Origin of the sequence: Micromonospora sp. NPDC007230, from assembly GCF_042869115.1 — a bacterium.
In the GTDB taxonomy this organism is placed as follows: Bacteria; Actinomycetota; Actinomycetes; order Mycobacteriales; family Micromonosporaceae; genus Micromonospora.
On record NZ_JBIAFE010000003.1, the window covers coordinates 224923 to 244321 of the forward strand.

At 73.5% G+C, this 19399-nt stretch carries 17 protein-coding genes and 2 pseudogenes; 9 read left to right on the forward strand and 10 right to left on the reverse strand.

Features of this window, described 5'->3' with window-relative positions:
* Positions 1-50: 50 nt before the first annotated feature.
* The 3 genes from ACFYML_RS06270 to ACFYML_RS06280 all read right to left on the reverse strand — a co-directional run bounded on the left by ACFYML_RS06270 (position 51) and on the right by ACFYML_RS06280 (position 3287).
* Positions 51-551 carry a metallophosphoesterase family protein gene (locus tag ACFYML_RS06270; protein WP_387419568.1) on the reverse strand — a complete coding sequence of 167 codons (501 nt, stop codon included), beginning with the start codon at positions 549-551 and terminating at the stop codon, positions 51-53.
* 124 nt (positions 552-675) lie between these two features.
* The gene (locus tag ACFYML_RS06275) at positions 676-1455 is read right to left on the reverse strand and encodes an SDR family oxidoreductase (RefSeq protein WP_387419569.1); all 780 of its coding nucleotides are present in this window, start codon (positions 1453-1455) and stop codon (positions 676-678) included.
* Complete coding sequence (locus ACFYML_RS06280; RefSeq protein WP_387419570.1) at positions 1452-3287, reverse strand: glycoside hydrolase family 15 protein; 1836 nt, start codon at positions 3285-3287, stop codon at positions 1452-1454. The genes ACFYML_RS06275 and ACFYML_RS06280 overlap by 4 nt, the downstream gene beginning before the upstream one ends.
* 103 nt (positions 3288-3390) lie before the next feature.
* Here ACFYML_RS06280 and ACFYML_RS06285 point away from each other — a divergent pair, with 103 nt between their 5' ends.
* Complete coding sequence (locus ACFYML_RS06285; RefSeq protein ID WP_387419571.1) at positions 3391-3978, forward strand: general stress protein; 588 nt, start codon at positions 3391-3393, stop codon at positions 3976-3978.
* Positions 3979-4224: 246 nt separating this feature from the next.
* Here the strand turns inward: ACFYML_RS06285 and ACFYML_RS06290 are convergent, their stop codons facing one another.
* Positions 4225-4812, reverse strand: a complete 588-nt coding sequence (locus ACFYML_RS06290; protein WP_387419572.1) for a DUF1684 domain-containing protein — start codon at positions 4810-4812, stop codon at positions 4225-4227.
* 138 nt (positions 4813-4950) lie between these two features.
* Between ACFYML_RS06290 and ACFYML_RS06295 the strand changes: the two genes are divergently transcribed.
* The gene (locus ACFYML_RS06295; protein ID WP_387419573.1) at positions 4951-5433 is read left to right on the forward strand and encodes a MarR family winged helix-turn-helix transcriptional regulator; all 483 of its coding nucleotides are present in this window, start codon (positions 4951-4953) and stop codon (positions 5431-5433) included.
* 10 nt (positions 5434-5443) lie between these two features.
* Positions 5444-6430: a pirin family protein gene (locus ACFYML_RS06300; RefSeq protein ID WP_387419574.1), complete on the forward strand. Its 987-nt coding sequence runs from the start codon at positions 5444-5446 to the stop codon at positions 6428-6430.
* Positions 6431-6482: 52 nt separating this feature from the next.
* On the opposite strand, the gene ACFYML_RS06305 is transcribed toward ACFYML_RS06300, so the two are convergent.
* Together ACFYML_RS06305 and ACFYML_RS06310 are read right to left on the reverse strand one after the other, a co-directional pair.
* The gene (locus ACFYML_RS06305) at positions 6483-6611 is read right to left on the reverse strand and encodes a hypothetical protein (RefSeq protein ID WP_357441187.1); all 129 of its coding nucleotides are present in this window, start codon (positions 6609-6611) and stop codon (positions 6483-6485) included.
* Positions 6612-6892: 281 nt separating this feature from the next.
* The gene (locus ACFYML_RS06310; protein WP_387419575.1) at positions 6893-7633 is read right to left on the reverse strand and encodes a hypothetical protein; all 741 of its coding nucleotides are present in this window, start codon (positions 7631-7633) and stop codon (positions 6893-6895) included.
* Positions 7634-7977: 344 nt separating this feature from the next.
* Between ACFYML_RS06310 and ACFYML_RS06315 the strand changes: the two genes are divergently transcribed.
* Positions 7978-8799, forward strand: coding sequence for a SigB/SigF/SigG family RNA polymerase sigma factor (locus ACFYML_RS06315; protein WP_387419576.1), 822 nt, complete (start codon positions 7978-7980; stop codon positions 8797-8799).
* Between the two features lie 147 nt (positions 8800-8946).
* Here ACFYML_RS06315 and ACFYML_RS06320 read toward each other — a convergent pair whose 3' ends face one another.
* The 3 genes from ACFYML_RS06320 to ACFYML_RS06330 all read right to left on the reverse strand — a co-directional run bounded on the left by ACFYML_RS06320 (position 8947) and on the right by ACFYML_RS06330 (position 11814).
* The gene (locus tag ACFYML_RS06320; protein ID WP_387419577.1) at positions 8947-9537 is read right to left on the reverse strand and encodes a GNAT family N-acetyltransferase; all 591 of its coding nucleotides are present in this window, start codon (positions 9535-9537) and stop codon (positions 8947-8949) included.
* A gap of 76 nt (positions 9538-9613) precedes the next feature.
* Positions 9614-11140, reverse strand: a complete 1527-nt coding sequence (locus tag ACFYML_RS06325; protein ID WP_387419578.1) for an APC family permease — start codon at positions 11138-11140, stop codon at positions 9614-9616.
* A 47-nt stretch (positions 11141-11187) separates the two neighbouring features.
* Positions 11188-11814: a GPP34 family phosphoprotein gene (locus ACFYML_RS06330; protein ID WP_387419579.1), complete on the reverse strand. Its 627-nt coding sequence runs from the start codon at positions 11812-11814 to the stop codon at positions 11188-11190.
* Between the two features lie 144 nt (positions 11815-11958).
* Between ACFYML_RS06330 and ACFYML_RS06335 the strand changes: the two genes are divergently transcribed.
* The 4 genes and pseudogenes from ACFYML_RS06335 to ACFYML_RS06350 form a co-directional block, all read left to right on the forward strand.
* On the forward strand, positions 11959-12801 hold the full coding sequence (locus ACFYML_RS06335; protein WP_387419580.1) for a helix-turn-helix domain-containing protein: 843 nt from the start codon (positions 11959-11961) through the stop codon (positions 12799-12801).
* Between the two features lie 39 nt (positions 12802-12840).
* On the forward strand, positions 12841-13038 hold the full coding sequence (locus tag ACFYML_RS06340; protein WP_387419581.1) for a DUF397 domain-containing protein: 198 nt from the start codon (positions 12841-12843) through the stop codon (positions 13036-13038).
* A gap of 24 nt (positions 13039-13062) precedes the next feature.
* Positions 13063-13888 (forward strand): annotated as a pseudogene (locus ACFYML_RS06345) (DEAD/DEAH box helicase); the annotation flags it as partial.
* Between the two features lie 68 nt (positions 13889-13956).
* Positions 13957-15732 (forward strand): annotated as a pseudogene (locus tag ACFYML_RS06350) (ATP-dependent helicase C-terminal domain-containing protein); the annotation flags it as partial.
* 6 nt (positions 15733-15738) lie between these two features.
* On the opposite strand, the gene ACFYML_RS06355 reads toward ACFYML_RS06350, so the two are convergent.
* A complete protein-coding gene (locus ACFYML_RS06355) occupies positions 15739-16464 on the reverse strand; it encodes a PP2C family protein-serine/threonine phosphatase (RefSeq protein ID WP_387419582.1) in 726 nt (241 codons plus the stop codon).
* 214 nt (positions 16465-16678) lie between these two features.
* Between ACFYML_RS06355 and ACFYML_RS06360 the strand changes: the two genes are divergently transcribed.
* A complete protein-coding gene (locus tag ACFYML_RS06360; protein ID WP_387419583.1) occupies positions 16679-19285 on the forward strand; it encodes a glycoside hydrolase family 9 protein in 2607 nt (868 codons plus the stop codon).
* The last annotated feature ends 114 nt before the right edge of the window (positions 19286-19399 follow it).

Below are 19399 nucleotides of genomic sequence, written 5' to 3' on the forward strand. Positions count from 1 at the left end.
TTCGGCATCCCGCCGGATCGACGAGCTCCCCCGGTCGCGGTCGGTGCGAGTCAGCGCGGGGGCAGGCGGTGCAGCTCCACCCGGTCGAGCCGGCCCGCCGCCACCCGGGCGGTCAGGTACGTCGCGTACGGCTGGGCCCGACGGTCGGTGGGTGAGCCGGGGTTGAGCAGGCGCAGTCCGTTCGGGGCCACGCTGTCCCACGGGATGTGGGAGTGCCCGAAGACGAGCAGGTCGCAGTCGGGGTAGGCGGCCGCGCAGCGCTCCTCCCGGCGGGTCTTCGGCCCGGTCTCGTGCACCACCGCCACCCGCAGCCCGGCCAGCTCGACCCGGGCCACCTCGGGCAGCCGGGCCCGCAGCGGCGGCCCGTCGTTGTTGCCGTAGACGCCGATCAGTCGGCGGGCCCGGGCCGCCATCGCATCGAGCAGCGACACGTCCACCCAGTCGCCCGCGTGCAGCACCACGTCGGCGGCGTCGATCGCCGCCCAGAGCGCCGGCGGCAGGTCCCGCGCCCGCTTCGGCACATGAGTATCAGCGGTAACGACCAACTCCACCCCGCGATCCTCCCCCACCCCGCCCGTCTCCGCGTCGGTCATGAGGTTGGCGGCACTCGGGGAGATCCACTTCGCCGCCAACCTCATGATCGCCGGCGCGGGCGGGGCGGGGCGGCGGGTGGGGTCAGGCGCCCTGGCCCTGGTTCTGCATGAGGCCACCGTCGATGAAGTACGTCGACCCGGTCACGTAGTCGGCGTCGTCGCTGGCCAGGAAGACCGCCACCTTGGCGATCTCCTCCGGCTTCGCGGCCCGCTTCCAGGGGATGCTCTGCACCTGCTCCTCCAGGTACCTCGGGTCGTCGATGGCCCGCTGGTTGAACGGGGTGAGCACCATGCCGGGGCCGATGTTGTTGACGTTCATGTGCATCGGCGCCACCTCGAGGGCCAGGCTCTTGGCCAGCTCCAGCATGCCGCCCTTGCTGGCGTCGTAGTCGGAGCCGCCGGCCCGGGCCACCTCCTGGTGGATCGAGGTGATGTTGATGATCTTCCCGTGCCCGCCCTGGTCCCGCCGGTGCCGGACGAAGCGGCGGCAGCAGAAGAACATCCCGTACAGGTTGGTCCGGATGCACCGGTCCCAGGTCTCGGTGTCCAGGTCCGCCACCGGAATGCCGGAGGCGTCGACGCCCGCGTCGTTCATCAACACGTCCAGGGTGTCGAACTCGGCCAGCGCCTCTTCGAACATCGCCTCCACCTGGTGCTCCACGCTGATGTCGCCCTGCACCACCATGGCCCGCCGGCCAGCCTTCTCGATCTCCGCCTTGGTGTGGTTCGCCCCGGCGTGGTCGTGGAGATAGTGCACCACCACGTCGGCGCCCTCCCGGCCGAACTCGATGGCGGTGGCCTGGCCGATGCCCGAGTCCGAGCCGGTGATCAGGGCGGTCTTTCCCGCCAGTCGTCCGGTCATCCGCGCGCTCCCTCCGTGGTCGCCGTACCGGTCGGCACGGCCTCCCGCTCGAACCGTTCGGCGGCCTCGGTGATATGGCCCGCGGCGTTGATCAGACCGATGTGCGAGAAGGCCTGCGGGAAGTTGCCGAGTTGCTCGCCGGTGGCCTGGTCGATCTGTTCGGCGTACAGGCCGAGGTCGTTGAGCCGGGCGGCGAGCTGCTCGAACAGCCGCCGCGCCCGGTCCAGCTCGCCGGCCTCGGCGAGGCAGCTCACCAGCCAGAACGAGCAGATCACGAAGCCCGCCGGGTCGGTGTCCCAGCGCCGCAGCAGGCCGTCGCGGGAGAGCCGGCGCTCCACCGCGTCCATCGTCGACCGCATCCGCGGGTCGTCGGCCGGCAGGAAACCGACCAGCGGCATGATCAGCACGGAGGCGTCCAGCTCGTCCGAGTCGAACGCCCCGGTGTACGCGCCGAGCCGGTCGTTCCAGCCCCGGGTGAGCACCGCCTGGCGCACCTCGTCCCGGGCCGCCGCCCAGCGAGCCACGTCGGCGTCGTCGCCGATCCGCCGCCCGAAGCGCACCGCCCGGTCCAGCGCGGTCCAGCACTGCACCTTGGACGACACGTAGTGCCGCTCGGCGTCGCGCGCCTCCCACATCCCGGCGTCCGGCCGGTGCCAGTCCCGGACCGCCCGGTCCGCCAGGGCGTGCAGCAACTGGCGGACCTCGGGGGACATCGGGTCCAGGTAGTGCCGCATCAACCAGGCGGCGTCGAGGATCTCGCCGAGCACGTCGGTCTGCCGCTGCCGCCACGCGTCGTTCCCGATGAAGACCGGCCGACTGCCGGCGTACCCGGAGAGATGGTCCAGCTGGTGTTCGGTGACGTCCCGCTCCCCGTGCACGCCGTACATGATCGGCACCGGCTCGTCGCCGATCCGGCCCATGGCCCGGGACACCCAGGCGAACTGCCGGTTGGCCTCGTCCGGACAGGCGGCCCGCCAGAGCGCCTGGAGGGTGAGGCTGAAGTCGCGTACCCAGACGAAGCGGTAGTCGTAGTTGCGGTCACCGCCCAACTCCTCGGGGAGCGAGGTGGTGGCCGCGGCGACCACCGCGCCGCTGGGCTGGTAGATCATCCCCTGCACCACTATCGCGCTGCGCCGCACCTGCTCGCGATACTCGCCCTGGTACTGGTCGCGATGCAGGTCGGCCCAGGACCGCCACCCGGCGACCGTGTCGGCCACCACCCGGTCGGCGTCGGGCACCTCGGGTGGACGGCCGGAGTAGGTGTCGGCGTGGCCGAGCGTGAAATGGTGGCGGCTGCCGGCACGAGCGGTGAACCGCCCGGTGGCCTCGCCGTCCCCGAGGTCCAGCGGAACGTTGGCCCGCAGGTTCAACCGGCAGGTGCCGGCGGTGGCCTGGATCTGCCCGTCGGATTCGGTGAGGTACGCGCTGACCCGCCCGTACTCGAAGCGGGGCTGGTACTGCACCCGCATCGGGACCTCGCCGGTGAGTCCCTCGACCAGCCGGGCGAGAACACGCGGTGAACGCAGTCCGATCTCGTGGCCGCACGCCCCGGACTCCAGCGCCAACGCGTCGGTCACCGCCACGGAGCCGGTCCGGGTAGTGAAGACGGTACGCAGCACGAGCGTGTCGTCCAGGTAGGACCGTTCCGTGGTGAAGTCGTCCTCGGGGCGAATGCTCCAGTGCCCGGCGCGGTCGTCCAGCAGCCGCCCGAAGACGGAGGGCCCGTCGAAGCGCGGCGGGCACCACCAGTTGACCGCACCGGCCTGGTCGACCAGTGCCGCGCTGAGACCGTCCGCCAGGAACCCGTGCTCGGCTATCCGCCCGCTCTCCACGACTCCTGCCTACCCGGCTGGACCGGCGGCATGTGCGGCGACGGCCCCGGCGTTACCGCCCGTCATGGGTGGGAAACCGGGCGGTCGACGAAGGAGGACGCTCATGACCAGACCCTCGACTCCGTCCCCGGCCTGGCGGCCCGGGATGCCGGGCGGCTCCAACCTCCCGTCCGGCCCGGGCGGTCAACCGGCCGCGCCGAGCGGGGACGGCCACGGGCCGGAGACGGGTCCACCGACCGTCACGATCGGCACGTACCCGGACTATCCGTCCGCCCAGCGCGTCGTGGACTATCTGGCCGACAACCGGTTCCCGGTGGAGCATGCGGCGATCATCGGCACCAACCTCACCCTGGTGGAGACGGTGATGGGCCGGATGACCACGGGCCGGGCCGCGCTGATCGGCGCGGGGACCGGCGCCTGGTTCGGGCTCTTCATCGGCCTGCTGTTCGGCATCTTCACCGCCGGGAGCTGGCTCGCGGTGATCGTGGTCGGGTTGGTGATCGGCGCGATCTGGGGTGCCGTGTTCGGCGCGGTGGCCCACGCGATGACCGGGGGCCAGCGGGACTTCACCTCGGCCAGTTCGCTGCGCGCCAGCCAGTACGCCGTGACCGTGCACGCCGACCTGGCCGACCAGGCCCGGCAGTTGCTCGGCCGGATGCACCTGACGCCCACCGGCGCGACCGCCCGGTAGCCGACCGGCACCAGCCGAGAGGGCCCCGCGCGGGCCCTCTCCTCAGTCTGTCGACAGGTCCGGCCGGTGCTCCCGGATCCACCGCTCCACGTCCGACTTCCGCCACTCGTCCACCGCTTCCTCGCCTGGACCGCCCCAAAAACCCGCAACCTCCCCCAGGTTGATCATGAGGTTAGCGGCACTCGTGGAGATCAAACTCCACGCCAACCTCATGATCAACGCTAGAAACGGACACCGAGCCAGGTGTCAGGTCCGGTATGCCAGTTCCCCTGCCCGGATCGGGACGTCGAGGCGGTTCTCCGGCGGGGCGAGGGGGCAGGCCCAGCGGTCGTCGTACGCGCAGCTCGGGTTGTAGAGGTAGTTGGCGTCGAGGCGGACGCGCTCGCCGGGCAGCACGGTCAGGCCGCGCCCGAAGGTGCCCTTCACCGTGTCGGTCAGGTAGCGCCCGCCGCCGTAGGTCTCGGCGCCGCAGGTGGCGTCGCGCAGGGGCACGAACAGCCCACCCCCGTACGCCTCGATCCACCACACGGTGAGCGGGCCCCACGGGGTCTCGGCAACCGCGACCCGGCGGTACCGGACGACCCCGTCGGGCCCGCCGGTGTCGATGGTCTCCGCGCCTGAGGCGGGCCGCAGCGGCGCCTCGACCACGGCCGCCGGATCGGGCGGAAGCCAGCGCAGCCCGGGGAAGCCGGCCCGGTCGGCGGCCGGCAGCGGGCTGCACGGGTGCGAGCGGAACAGGTCGTCGCGGGCGGCCCGGAACCCGGCCAGGTCCAGGTCGGAGAGGTAGAGCCGGGCCACCCGCTCCCGCCAGTCGAGCAGGTCGAGATCATCCACCCCCCGACCCTAGCCCGGGCAGCGGCGTCCGGATCTGATTCAAATTCCAAACTCCTTCCCAGAACCACTCGCTGTCGCGCCGCTCACACACACTCCACGGCGCTTGTTTAAATTTGAAGTAGTGCTACTCTCATACCCGTGACCGAGAGCCTGAACCCCGAGCGGATGACCGCCTGGCGCGCCTACATCGAGGCGAGCCAGCGGCTCTTCACCCAGCTCGAGGACGACCTGCGCGCCGACAGCGAGCTGAGCTTCGCCGACTACCACGTGCTGGTCCTGCTCTCCGAAGCGACGGGGCAGCGGCTGCGGATGGGCGAGCTGGCCAGCCGGCTGGTGTTCTCGCCGAGCCGGCTGACGTACCAGATCTCCTCGATGCAGAAGCGCGGCCTGGTCGCCCGGCAGTCCTGCCCGGAGGACCGACGCGGCAGCGAGGCCGTGCTGACCGCGGCCGGCCTGCTGGCGCTGCGCGAGGCCGCGCCGCACCACCTGCGCTCCGTGCGCACCCACCTGATCGACGACCTCGACGACGCCGAGGTCGCCTGCCTCACCCGGGTCTTCGAGCGGCTCGGTCGGCGCCTGCGCGCCGACCGCGGCGCGTCGTCCACCCCGGCCGACAAGTAAGGAGCCCGCGATGCCCGCCATCACCGTCGACGACGTCCTCGTCCTGCCCCGCCTGCCGCAGCTGGACGAGTCCACCGCCTTCCGTCCGGTCCGCCGGCTGACCACCGCCCCGAGCGGGTACGAGGGCGAGGGCTTCCCGGTCCGCCGGGCCTTCGCCGGCGTGCCGCTGACCGAACTGGACCCGTTCGTCCACCTCGACCAGATGGGCGAGGTCGACTACGCGCCGGGTGAGCCGAAGGGGACCGCCTGGCACCCGCACCGCGGCTTCGAGACGGTGACCTACATGATCGACGGGATCATGGACCACCAGGACTCGCAGGGCGGCGGCGGGACCATCACCGACGGCGACACCCAGTGGATGACGGCCGGCAGCGGCCTGCTTCACATCGAGGCGCCGCCGGAGCACCTGGTGATGAGCGGCGGCCTCTTCCACGGCCTCCAGCTCTGGGTCAACCTGCCCCGAGTGGCGAAGATGGACCCGCCGCGCTACCAGGACATCCGCGGCCGGGAATCGGCGCTGCTGACCACGCCCGACGGCGGCGCGCTGATCCGGGTGATCGCCGGGGAGATCGCCGGGCACCGGGGCCCGGGCTCGACCCACACCCCGATCACCATCGCGCACGTGACGCTGCAGCCCGGCGCGGAGCTGAGCCTGCCCTGGCGGCCGGACTTCAACGCGCTGGTCTACGTGCTGGCCGGCCGGGGCACGGTGGGCAGCGACCGCCGCCCGATCCACCTCGGCCAGCTCGCGGTGCACGGCCCGGGCGACGCGCTGCGGGTCACCGCCGACGCGAAGCAGGACGGCAACACCCCGGCGCTGGAGCTCTACATCATGGGCGGGCAGCCGATCCGGGAGCCGGTCGCGCACTACGGCCCGTTCGTGATGAACACCCGGGACGAGCTGGTCCAGGCGTTCGAGGACTTCCAGGCCGGCCGGCTCGGCGTGATCCCCGCCGGGCGGATGCCGCATACCGACGGCGAGGGCTCCCGGCCCTGACCGATCCGGGCAGCACGGGCGTCCCGGGGCAACCCGGGGCGCCCGCCGGCGCTCAGGAGACGGCGAAGATGCCGGCCACGCCGAGGATCACCATCACCAAGACCGCCACCAGCGCACCCCGCTCCCCCTCCACCGCCGGCGCGCGGTGCTCGGTCACGGTGTTCGTCGTCTCGGCGGACATGGTGCGGCCTCCTCCGTGGGGCGGTACAGGGTCGCGGCGGGACCCACGGGAGGGGCGGCCGACCAGGGGCGGTCAGCTCGCGGGGCCGTCTCGGGGGGCCTACCGTGAGGTCGGGGTCGACCTCGGGAGGCTGGAACGTGGCGATGTGGGACTGGTTCCGCACCGCACAGGAACGTGCCAACCCGGGATCTGTGTTACCCATCTGGACGAGCGGAAACCTCGCCGAGCCGCTCATTCACGGCGCTGCCCACTTTGACCGGCTGGTCTGCGAGGTGGCAGCGCTAAAGGCCGGTGACCACCTGTGCTTCACCGACTGGCGCCGGCCGGAGGCCGGTGGCGGCCGGCGGCTGGTCCAGCGCGACCGGCAGCGCCGGGTACGCGAACGACACCCGGGGCGAGTACAGGCCGCCGCAGATGGTGAGCGGGTTGGCCGGGCGTAACGGATAGACCGGGTGTGCCGGGACGAGGAACTCCACCGACTCGACCTCGAACGGGGTCACCGGTTCGGCCACGTACGGGAATTCGGCGCTGAGCAGCCCGCCGCCCCAGGCGGTCAGGTAGCGGTGGTGCCCGCTGAACACCCGGCAGCCGGTGCCGCCGACGCGGGCGATCGTGCGGATGAGCGCGGCCCCATCCGCGTGGGTCTCCGCGGTCAACTGCTCGCCGCGCAGGTCGAGCCAGGTCTGCCCGGGTGTCGCCGGGACGCCCCGGGCGGCGGAGTAGTCGCGGACCCGGGGGCTGGAGGCGAAGTAGTGAATCCACAGGCCGCCGGGGGTGTCCCCCGCGGCCGGCGGCTCGATGCCGTCGAGCGCGACGCCGAGGTAGGTGAGGGAGTACGCGCCGAGGCCGGAGGTCTGCGCCGCGTCGTCCACCACGTACTGACAGAGGAACACCTGGCGGTCGGGGCTCGGACACACCCCGGCGGGCAGTACCGCCGCGACCGCGTCGGGGTCCGCCGGGAGCCAGCTGAACTGCAGCATCCGGGCGTTGAGGACGAGTTGCGGAGCGGCGGGGTCGAGCACGGGGCGCCTCCGTATACGGCTACCCCGTGACGCTACGGGCGGTCTCGTCAGCGCGACAACGACCGAAAGTCGGCAATGCGAGCTGATTGTCGGCTTCTCCGTTGACCGCTCGGTTGAGCTGCACCGACGAAGCGGACACCCGAAACGGGCTCGTACTGCGGGCCGCCGCCGGCCCGCTATGTCCCGTTGCAGCCAGATAGGGCAAGTAAATCCCAAAAGCACATCGTACTTTCGGCTAGATTTCTTCCGGACGATCGGGTTACGGTGGCTCCCGAACGTACGAACTGAAGCTGAACCGACGCGTCACGCCTTTCCTTCGCGGACGAGGTGCAGGGAGGACCACCATGACCGCGCACACGATCAGCGAGCAGGCGACCACACCGTCCACCACCGGGAAGCTCGACCCGGGCGCGCTCACCGACAGCGCCGCCGACCTGCTCAACGCGATGGCGGCGCTGCCCGCCAACCACCCGTCGCGCCCCGCGCTGCGCGACCGGGCGATCGAGGCCTGGCTGCCGCTCGCAAACCACCTCGCCCACCGCTACAGCGGCCGGGGCGAGCCCACCGACGACCTGGCGCAGACCGCCGCCGTCGGGCTGATCAAGGCGATCGACAAGTTCGACCCCTCCCGGGGCGTCGACTTCGCCGGCTACGCCATCCCGACCATCATCGGCGAGCTCAAGCGGCACTTCCGCGACCGGACCTGGGACATCCGGGTGCCCCGGCGCCTCCAGGAGCTGCGGCTGGCCATCTCCGACGCCAACAGCGCGCTGCTGCAGACCCTCGGCCGCTCGCCGACGGTCGCCGACATCGCCGCCCACCTCAACCTCACCGAGGAAGAGGTGCTGGAGGGCCTGGAAGGCGCCCGCGCCTACAACGCGGTGTCGCTGTCCACCCCGACCGGCGACGGCGACCGGGCCACCGAGCTGGGCGACCTGCTCGGCGGCGAGGACGGCGAGTTCGAGCTGGCCGAGCTGCGGGTCGCCCTGGGCCCGGCGCTCGCCACGCTGGACGAGCGGGAGCAGAAGATCCTCACCCTGCGGTTCTACGGCAACCTGACCCAGTCCCAGATCGCCGAGCAGATCGGCGTGTCCCAGATGCACGTGTCCCGGCTGCTGGCCCGGGCGCTGACGAGGCTGCGCGGGCAGCTCGACGGAGCGTACTGACGGGTGGACGACGGTGGTCGGGCCGGCGGGCCCGACCACCGTCGCGTCCACGCGGCCCGGTCGGCGGTTCGCCGACCGGGCCGTACCCGGTTTCCCGCACGTCGACCCGGGCCGCGTGGACAGCCGCGCACCGGCGGCGCGCACCGCTCAGCCGACCGGGTCGCGCCACATCGGATAGAAGGGGGCGCCGTCGGGAACGCGGAACGGCTCGGCGGCCCGATAGCCGTGCCGGGCGTACAGGTCGCGGCTGCGCTCGCTGCTCGCCTCCAGGTATGCGGGCACGCCTTCGGCGTCGAGCAGGCCGTGATGGTGCCGCAGCAGCGCGTTGCCCAGGCCCCGCCCCTGGCGTTCCGGCGCGACCGCCAGAAACGCCAGATGGTGGTGGTCGGCGTGCGGGTGGTGCGCCTCGAACAGCTCGTCGAGGTGCTGGAACCGCGGCGTCCACTCGCCGCAGGCGGCGGCGAGCCGGGCGTCGTAGTCGGCCGGCGGCGGGACCGGCTCGCCGGTCTGCGGGAACCAGACCGCGATGCCCGCCCGGTCCGCGGTGCCGTGCACGATCCCGTGCAGCATCGCGTGGTCGACCAGGATCTCGAAGTTGTCGGCGAGCACCGCCTCCCGCTTCGCCTCGTCCGGCACGAGCCACCGGGTGACGGCCAGCAGCCGGAAGGCCCGGGCGATCCGCTCAGCGACCGACCGGGTCTCCGCCGGGCCGAGCCGCTCGATCTGACGCTCGCTCATGCCGTCACCTCGCTCCGCTCGGCGCCGCCATGAGGCACCACAGCACTGCACTGACGATTCGCTCGCTGACGCTCGCTCATGCCGTCACCTCCGCCCCGGCCGGCGGCGTCACCTCGTCGGCCGTCCGCGGCGCGTCGACGACGGCGCTCTCCGCGCCCAGCCCGATCCGGGCGTACACGGCCGGCCGGGTGCGGCGCAGCACCAGCCCCCAGAGCAGGCCGAGCAGCGCCGCCACCGGGTAGACCGCCGGGATCACCCAGCGCAGCGGCGAGTCCGGGGCGACCCCGAGCAGGATGGCGAAGTTGTCCACCGCGACCACGATGACGGCGACCAGCGCGATCGCGGCGAGGGCGGGGGCGATGACCCGCCGCCACAGCGTCTCCTCGGTGCGGGTCCGGGCGAAGAAGGCGATCACCGCGACCGCGGTGGCGGTGATCAGCAGCAACACCCCGAACCCGCCGCCGGTGCCGCCCCAGAAGAACAGCTGCACCAGCGGGTCCCAGCCGGCGGCCGCGTAGAGGACGATCACGACCAGGCCGAGGGCGCTCTGCGCCAGGGAGGCGGCCCGCGGCGCCCCGGTGAGCGGCGAGGTCTGCCCGAACAGTGCCGGCAGCACCCGCTCCCGGCCGAGCGCGAAGGCGTACCGGGCGGTGGTGTTGTGGAACGAGATCATCGCTGCCAGCAGCGAGGTGAGGAAGAGCGCCTGGCCGATGGTCACCGCGGTGTCGCCGAGGTGCGCGCCGGCGAGGTTGAAGATGAGCCCCGTGCTCTGTTCCCGGGACGCGTCGACGATCCGGTCCGGCCCGGTGGCGACGGTCATCGTCCAGGCCGAGAAGGCGTACAGACCGGCGATGATGGCTACCGACAGGTAGGTGGCCATCGGGACGGTCCGCTTCGGGTCCTTGCTCTCCTCGCTGAACACCACCGCGGACTCGAAGCCGGTGAAGCCGGTCGTGGCCAGCACCAGGATCGCGCCGACCCCCGGCACCAGCAGATTGTCCGGCGACAGGGTGGCGAAGCTGACCGAACCGCCGGCCGGGTGGGTGACCTGCGCCAGGTCGAAGACGAGGATGACCGCGATCTCGGCCAGCAGCAGCACGGCGAGCACCAGGCCGTTCACGTCCACTCGGAGCACGCCCAGCATCGCGACCAGCGCCCAGGCGACCAGGGCCACCACCCACCAGGCGGGTGAACTGCCGAAGAGCTGGTCCAGCACCGGCTCGGCGGCCGCGCCGATCGCGCCGTAGAGCCCGACCTGCAGCGCGTTGTACGCGATCAGCGCGACCCACGCCGCACCGACCCCGGCGGGCCGACCGAGCCCACGGGCGATGTACGCGTAGAACGCGCCGGCATTCGTCAGCCGGCGGGCCATCGCCACATAGCCGACCGCGAAGAGGGTGAGCACCACCGCGACCGCCAGGAACGCCAGCGGGATGCCGGTGACGCCGGTGACGGCGTACCCCGTGGTGACCACGCCGGCCACCACGGTCAGCGGGGCGGCGGCGGAGAGGACGAAGAAGACGACCGACGGTATGCCGAGCCGGCCGCGGGCCAGGGCCTCGGAGACGTTGCTGGGACGCTCGACGGTGGCTGCAGGGGGCATGGGGGCTGCTCCGGTGGAGGGGAGGAATGGGGGCGGTGACCCGGAGGTCAGGGGATGCCGCGCAGCACCGCGGCACCGACGGCGGCCTCGGTGTGCCCGACCAGTTCCTTCAGCGGCGCGGGCAGCGTGGGGATGAGCCCGCTCAGCCGGTGGTGGGCCTGCGGTCCGGCGCTGAACAGCACCTCGCGGGTCAACCCGGTGGCGGCGACCAGGCCGAGCAGCAGGGCGTCCGGCACGGCGATGGGCTCCGGGCGTTCCAGCAGGGTCCACAGCCGGGCCGCCGGCCAGGCGGCCGCGTTCAGATCGACCGGAACGTAGCTGAGGCTCGTCCGCAGGAGACGACGGTTCTCCTGCCGGCGCAGCACCCCGGCGCGGGCCAGCCGCTCGCCGACCGTGGCCACGCCAGTCTGGGCCAGGAAACTGAGCCAGGTGCGGACCGCCCGGTGCTGGGCCTCGCCGATCAGCTGGTCGAGCACGGTGTGCGCGAGCGCGTCGGCCGGCGGCCGGCGGTCGAGCACGGTGATCAGTCCGGAGGCGACGGTGATCCGTCGAAAGAGGATCAACTCGCCGAGGAGGCCAGCGGCGAGGCCGAGCCCCGTCGCGGCCGGATGCAGTCTGGCCTTGCCCCGGCTGTCGTTGTGCGCGATCAGGAAGAACTCGTCAGCGATGAGCAAACGAGCCTCCCGGCTGTCCACAGGTGACGGCTGATACCGGGAAGAGAATGCACCGCAAAGCTCCGGGGATGCAACTCCCGAATTCCACGGTTGCAGTCCGCGCCCGGCGTGAGCTGCGGATCTTGGCGTGCCAAACTCGACGGCGTGACCGCCAGTCCCACCGTTCGTCGCCGCCGCATCGCCCGGGAACTCCGCCAACTGCGCGAACGCGCGGGGATGACCCTCGACGTGGCCGCGCGCCAGCTCGACATGTCGAAGAGCAACCTCTCCCGCATTGAGAACGCGCAGATCGGCATCAAGCCGCGGGACGTCCGGGCCGCGCTCGCGCTCTACCAGGTGACCGGCGCGGACGCCGAGGCGCTGATCGAGATCGCCCGGGGGGCGCAGCAGCGCGGCTGGTGGCAGAACTACAGCGACGTCCTGCCGGAGTGGTTCGAGTTCTACGTCGGGCTGGAGGCCGAGGCGGCGACGCTGCGGACGTACGAGGCCGAGGCGGTGCCGGGGCTGCTGCAGACCGAGGCGTACGCCCGGGAGATCTACCGGGTCACGGCGGGCGAGGAGGGCGTCGAGCGCAAGGTCGCCGCCCGGCTGCGCCGGCAGGAGGTGCTGCACCGGGAGGCGCCGGTCCGGCTGTCGGTGGTGCTCAACGAGGCGGTGCTGCTGCGCGCCGTCGGCGGGCCGGCGGTGATGGCCGATCAACTCACCCACGTGGCACGGCTCGCTCAACTACCCAACGTAACCATCCATGTACTTCCATTCGGTGCCGGTGGTCACCCGGCGATGAGCACCTCCTACGTCATCCTCGGCTTCGCCGATGCGGCCGACGCCTCCGTGGTCTACCTGGACAACCTCACTATGGGACTGGCTCTTGAGGAGCTTGCACAGGTGCAAAGGTATAGCCTGCTGCATGAGGAGCTGTGCCGGATGGCACTGGATCCGGCGGCATCATTGGCCCGTTTGGAGGAGGCTTCTCGTAACTTTGCGTGACCGCTCGGCGGCACGCCGACTGAAGAAGAGGTAACGGGGATGAGGCTCGACCTGTCGGGGACGGGCTGGCGCACCAGCACGCGTAGCAGCGGCAACGGCAACTGCGTGGAGGTCGCCGCCGTGGGCGGTCGGATCGCCGTGCGGGACAGCAAGGACCGCCCCGGGCCCGTCCTGGTCTTCGGGCCGGCGGCGTGGGCGGCCTTCGTCGCCGGCGTGGACGGGGTGCGCCCGGCCTGACGCGCCGGATGCGAGAGTGGACCGGTGCTCTCCGACGTAGCCCTCGACCTGCCGGTCCGGTCGGTGCTGCCGGCGCTGGTCGAGGCGCTGCGCGCGGCCGGCACGGCGGTCCTGGTGGCGCCGCCCGGCACCGGCAAGACCACCCTCGCCCCCCTCGCGGTGGCCGACGCGGTCCCGGGCCGGGTGGTGATCGCCCAGCCCCGCCGGGTGGCCGCTCGGGCCGCCGCGCACCGGATGGCCGCCCTGCTCGGCGAGCACGTCGGCGGCCGGATCGGGTACGCCGTCCGGGGCGAGCGCCGGGTCGGTCCGCAGACCCGGGTCGAGGTGGTCACCACCGGCCTGCTGGTCCGGCGGCTGCACCACGATCCGGAACTGCCCGGCGTCGGCGCGGTGCTGCTCGACGAGGTCCACGAGCGACAGCTCGACGCCGACCTGGCCCTGGCCTTCGGCGTCGAGGCCCGGGGCGCGCTCCGGCCCGACCTGTGGCTGCTGGCAATGTCGGCCACCCCGCAGGCGGAGCGGTTCGCCGCGCTGCTGGGCGGGCCCGACCGGCCCGCGCCGGTGGTGCGGGCCGATGCGGCCCTGCACCCGGTGACCCGGATCTGGGCGCCCCCGCCCCGGCCGGTCGCCGCGCCGGGCGCGGGCCGGGTCGCGCCGGCGCTGCTGGACCACGTGGCCGCCACGGTACGCCGGGCGCTGCGCGAGCAGACCGGGGACGTGCTGGTCTTCCTGCCCGGCGCCGGCGAGATCGCTGCCGTCCGCACCCGCCTGGCCGACCTGCCCGACTCGGTGGCGGTCCTGCCGCTGCACGGCCGGCTGCCCGGGGCGGCGCAGGACGCCGCGCTGCGGCTGCCGGCGGCCCGGCCCGGGGACATCGCGCCGCCAGGCGCAACGGCGGCGGACCGCGCAGCGCGGCCGGACGCCGCGCCACGCCCCGGAACGGTCGACCGGCGCCGGGTGGTGCTGGCCACTGCCGTGGCGGAGAGCAGCCTGACCGTGCCCGGAGTGCGGGTGGTGGTGGACGCCGGCCTGAGCCGGGTGCCCCGGACCGACCTGGCCCGGGGCTTGGGCGCGCTGGTCACCGTGCCGGTGTCCCGCGCGGCGGCCACCCAGCGGGCCGGCCGGGCCGGACGGGAGGGCCCGGGCGCGGTCTACCGGTGCTGGTCCGAGGCCACCCACGCCCGGCTCGCCCCGCAGCCGGAGCCGGAGATCGCCACCGCCGACCTGACCGGGTTCGCGCTGGAGCTGGCCGCGTGGGGTGACCCGGACGGGGCCGGGCTGGCGCTGCCCGACCCGCCGCCGCCCGCCGCCCTCACGGTCGCCCGGGAGACCCTCACCACGCTGGGCGCGGTCGACGCGGACGGCCGGATCACCGGCCGGGGGCGGGCCATCGCGGCGGCGGGCGCGCACCCGCGGCTGGCCCGGGCGCTGCTCGACGGGGCGGAGCGGGTCGGCGCCGACCGGGCCGCCGAGGTGGTCGCCCTGCTCGCCGACGAGACACTCGCCGGCGCGGGGGACGATCTGACCGCGCTGTGGCGGCGAATGCGGGGCGGCACGGACCAGGCCGCCACCGCCCGCTGGCGCGCCGAGGTACGCCGGCTCCGCGCCACCCTGGCGACGGACAGCGCGCCAGCCGATCGCCCCCGGGCTGCGGCCGCCCGTGCCGACCGGGATCACCGCCGGCCGGCCGCGGACACCACCGGCCAGCATCTCCCCGATGACCTGGCGGCCGGGCTGCTGGTGGGCCTGGCGTACCCGGAGCGGCTGGCCCGGGCGCGCCGGGCCGGTGGGTCCGCGTACCTGATGGCGGGCGGGACCGCGGCGGAGTTGGCGGCCGGGTCGGGGCTGGCCGGCTCGGCCTGGCTGGCGATCGCGGTGGCCGACCGCTCCCCCGGCGCGCCGACTGCCCGGGTGCGGCTCGCCACCCCCGTCGACGAGGCGACCGCCCGGGAGGCCGGCGGTCCCCTGCTCCGCGCCGACCGGGAGGTCGGCTGGTCCGGCGGGGATCTGGTGGCCCGGGAGGTCGTCCGGCTCGGCGCGATCGAGCTGGTCGACCGGCCCCTCGCGGCGCCCGACCCGGAGCTGGTGGCCGAGGCGGTGCTCACCGGGCTGCGCCAGGCCGGGCTGGGCCTGCTGACCTGGACGCCGGAGGCGACCGCGCTGCGCCGGCGGCTGGCGTTCTGCCGGCAGGCGCTCGGCGTCGAGTGGCCGGACGTGTCCGACGGGGCGCTGCTCGACGACGCGGCCGCCTGGCTGGCTCCGGAGCTGGCCGGCGCCCGGCGCCGGGCGGACCTGGCCCGCATCGACGTCGCGGCGGCACTGCGCCGGCTGCTCGACTGGCGGCAGGCGGCCCGGCTCGACGAGCTGGCACCGGAACGGCTGCCGGTGCCCAGCGGCTCCCGGATCCGGGTGGACTACGCCGACCCGGCCGCCCCGGTGCTGGCGGTCAAGCTGCAGGAGACCTTCGGATGGCGGGACGCGCCGCGGATCGCCGACGGCCGGGTGCCGGTGCTGCTGCACCTGCTCTCCCCGGCCGGCCGGCCGGTCGCGGTCACCGCCGACCTGGCCTCGTTCTGGCGGGTGGGCTACCCGCAGGTGCGGGCGGAGCTGCGCGGACGCTACCCGCGGCACCCGTGGCCGGAGGATCCGACCACTGCCGAGCCGACCCGGCGGGCCGCGCCGCGCCGGCGCTGACCCCGGCTACTCGTCCACCACGTCGGCGATCACCACGGTCACGTTGTCCGGGCCGCCGGCCCGCAGCGCCAGGTCGATCAGCTTGCGAGCGCACGCCTCCCGGTCGGGATACTCGCGGAGCACCTCGGCGAGGGTGTCCGGACGGACCACGTTGGAGAGGCCGTCGCTGCACAGCAGCCAGCGATCGCCGGCCCGGGGCACCATCGTCGCGTACGTCGGGGAGACCTCGTCACCCTGCAACGCCTGGGTCACCACGGCCCGGCGGGGGTGGCTGCTCGCCTGATCCGGGGTGATCACGCCCTGGTCGACCAGCATCTGCACGAACGTGTCGTCCCGGGTGACCTGCTTGAGCACGCCCTCGCGGAACAGGTACGCCCGGGAGTCGCCGACGTGGGCCAGGGCCAGGCAGCTTCCGGTGCGGGCGAAGAGCAGTGCGGTGAGTGTGGTGCCCATGCCCTGGCGTTCCGGGTCCTCCACGACGGCTTGGCGTATCCGCGTGGTGGCCAGCTCGATGCCGCTCTGGAGGGCGGCGACCAACGCGTCCTCTGGGGTCTCCACGTCCAGCGGGCCGACCGCGTCGATGGCGATCTGGCTGGCCAGGTCACCGGCCGCCATGCCGCCCATGCCGTCGGCCACGGCGACCAGCCAGTTGCCGGCGTGCTGGGCGTCCTGGTTGCCACTGCGGATCAGCCCACGGTCGCTCGCCCCCACGGAACGAAGCTTCAGGGTCATGGGAGGCAGCCTGCCAGGCGAAGGCAGCAGTTGTCTCTAGGAGATCAGGATGATGCCGGCGTGGCGCGGCGAATCTCACTGTCGCGCGCGGTGGGTAGCCATCGGCCCGGATCAATTGACAGTGGGCGAAGGTGCTGGAAACATCGAGTGATAGCTGGGAGCGCTCCCAGCTCTTCGCGCCTCACCCCACTCCCCCAGCGCGGAAGGAACCTCCGTGATCCCACACCGACGCCGCCTCGCGGCGCTCGCCGCGGCCATCACCCTGATACTCACCGGCGCCACCGCCGGCGCGGCTTACGCCGAGCCCCCGGACGCCCCCGAACAGCTCCGCAACGGCGACTTCAGCGCCGGCACCAGCCCCTGGTTCTCCTACGGCACCGGGGACCTCACGGTCGTCGACGGGCGGCTCTGCACCACCGTCCCCGGCGGCCTGGCCAACCCGTGGGACGCCGGCATCGGCCAGGACGCCGTGCCACTCATCGCGGGCGCCGAGTACGAACTCTCCTTCGACGTCTCCGCCACGCCGGGGGCGGCCCTCAAGGCGGTGCTCCAGCTCGGCAGCGCGCCCTACACCACGTACGCCAGCGTCGACGCCACCGCGACCGGCACCGCGCAGCACGTCGCCAGGACGTTCACCGCCCCGGCCGACAACCCCGGCGCCCAGCTCGTCTTCCAGGTCGGCGGCAGCCCCGCCGCGCAGACCTTCTGCCTGGACAACGTCTCGCTGCGCGGCGGCGAGGCGGCCCCGCCGTACGAGCCGGACACCGGGCCGCGGGTCCGGGTCAACCAGGTCGGCTACCTGCCCGGCGGCCCGAAGAACGCCACCGTGGTCACCGACGCCACCGACCCGCTGCCCTGGCAGCTCAGGTCGGCCGCCGGAGCCGTGGTGGCCAGTGGCGAGACCGCCCCGCGCGGGGTGGACGCGGCGTCGGCGCAGCGCGTGCACACCGTCGACTTCTCGTCGTTCCGCACCCCGGGCACCGGCTACACACTGGTCGCCGACGGGGAGGCCAGCCACCCGTTCGACATCTCCGGCACGCTCTACGACCGGCTGCGGGTCGACTCGCTCCAGTTCTTCTACGCCCAGCGCAGCGGCACCCCGATCGACGGCGACCTGATCGGCGCCGGGTACGCCCGCCCGGCCGGGCACCTGGGCGTCGCGCCCAACCAGGGCGACACCGACGTGCCCTGCCAGCCCGGCGTCTGCGACCACCGGCTGGACGTGCGCGGCGGCTGGTACGACGCCGGGGACCACGGCAAGTACGTGGTCAACGGCGGGATCGCCACCTACCAGCTGCTGAGCGCGTTCGAGCGCACCAAGACCGCGGAGACCGCGGCGGGCGGCGGGGCGCTCGGCGACGGGACGCTGCGGGTGCCCGAGCGGGGCAACATGGTGCCCGACATCCTCGACGAGGCCCGCTGGGAGCTGGAGTTCCTGCTGCGCATGCAGGTGCCCGCCGGCCAGCCGCTCGCCGGGATGGCCCATCACAAGATCCACGACCGGAACTGGACCGGGCTGCCGCTGGCCCCGCAGGACGACCCGCAGCCGCGTGAGCTGCACCCGCCGTCCACCGCGGCCACCCTCAACCTGGCCGCCGTGGCCGCCCAGTGCGCCCGGCTCTTCGCCCCGTACGACGCCGCCTTCGCGGCCCGGTGCGGCAGCGCCGCGAAGACGGCGTACGCGGCGGCGAAGGCGCACCCGGCGCGCTACGCGTCGCCGGCCGACGGCAACGGCGGCGGCGCGTACGACGACTCGAACGTCACCGACGAGTTCTACTGGGCGGCCGTCGAGCTCTGGCTGACCACCGGGGAGCAGGCGTACCTGACCGACCTCACCACCTCGCCGCTGCACACCGCCGACCTCTTCGCCGCCGCAGGCGCGTTCGGCTGGCAGAGCGTGGCCGCGCTGGGTCGGCTCGACCTGGCCACCGTGCCGAACGCGCTGCCGGCCGCCGAGCAGTCCCGGATCCGCACCTCGGTGACCGCCGCCGCCGACCGCTACCTGGCGACCCTGCGCGGCCAGGCGTACGGGCTGCCGCTGCCCGGCGAGGCCGGCGCGTACGTCTGGGGCGGCAACAGCAACATCATCAACAACGCGATCGTGCTCGCCACCGCGTTCGACCTGACCCGGGACGCGAGGTATCGGGACGGCGCGGTGCAGGCGGCCGACTACCTGCTCGGCCGCAACGCGCTGAACATGTCCTACGTGACCGGCTGGGGCGAGCAGAACGCGCACCACCAGCACAGCCGGATCTTCGCCCACCAGCTCGACCCGGACCTGCCGAACCCGCCGGACGGCTCCCTCGCCGGCGGCCCGAACGCCGCCCTCCAGGACCCGTACGCGGCCAACCTGCTGGCCGGCTGCCAGCCGATGTTCTGCTACGTCGACGACATCAACTCGTACTCGACCAACGAGGTGGCGATCAACTGGAACTCCGCGCTGGCCTGGCTGGCGTCCTTCCTGGCCGACCAGCGGGACGCGGCCGCGGTGGCGGCCCCGACCTGCGCCGTCACGTACACCACGCACGGCAGCTGGCCGGACGGCTTCAACACCCAGGTCATCGTGCGGAACACCGGCGCGTCCGCCGTCGACGGCTGGAGCCTGCGGTGGGCGTTCACCGGCGACCAGCAGGTGCAGAGCTTCTGGTCGGCCCGGGTCAGCCAGTCCGGGGCCACGGTGACCGCGAAGAACGAGGCGTGGAACGCGAAGATCGCCCCGGGCGGCACGGTGACCTTCGGCCTGATCGGCGCCACCGCCGGCGGCCCCAACCCCACCCCCAACCTGATCACCCTCAACGGAACGGCCTGCGCCCGGTCCTGAACCGCCGCCGGGTGGTGGCACCAACCTCGGGAAGGTGCCACCACCCCGCGTGGACCGCGCGACTCCCGAAATTGTCGCCTGGTCAGCTGATCAGACGACGACCCTGTAGGGGAC

What these genes read in the sequence shown, in the direction of transcription:
- ACFYML_RS06340 (WP_387419581.1), top strand. Translation starts at nt 12,841, where the DNA reads ATGAGGCTCGACCTGTCGGGGACGGGCTGGCGCACCAGCACGCGTAGC.
- ACFYML_RS06325 (WP_387419578.1), bottom strand. Translation starts at nt 11,140, where the DNA reads ATGCCCCCTGCAGCCACCGTCGAGCGTCCCAGCAACGTCTCCGAGGCC.
- ACFYML_RS06300 (WP_387419574.1), top strand. Translation starts at nt 5,444, where the DNA reads ATGCCCGCCATCACCGTCGACGACGTCCTCGTCCTGCCCCGCCTGCCG.
- ACFYML_RS06315 (WP_387419576.1), top strand. Translation starts at nt 7,978, where the DNA reads ATGACCGCGCACACGATCAGCGAGCAGGCGACCACACCGTCCACCACC.
- ACFYML_RS06355 (WP_387419582.1), bottom strand. Translation starts at nt 16,464, where the DNA reads ATGACCCTGAAGCTTCGTTCCGTGGGGGCGAGCGACCGTGGGCTGATC.
- ACFYML_RS06320 (WP_387419577.1), bottom strand. Translation starts at nt 9,537, where the DNA reads ATGAGCGAGCGTCAGATCGAGCGGCTCGGCCCGGCGGAGACCCGGTCG.
- ACFYML_RS06305 (WP_357441187.1), bottom strand. Translation starts at nt 6,611, where the DNA reads ATGTCCGCCGAGACGACGAACACCGTGACCGAGCACCGCGCGCCGGCG.
- ACFYML_RS06275 (WP_387419569.1), bottom strand. Translation starts at nt 1,455, where the DNA reads ATGACCGGACGACTGGCGGGAAAGACCGCCCTGATCACCGGCTCGGAC.
- ACFYML_RS06285 (WP_387419571.1), top strand. Translation starts at nt 3,391, where the DNA reads ATGACCAGACCCTCGACTCCGTCCCCGGCCTGGCGGCCCGGGATGCCG.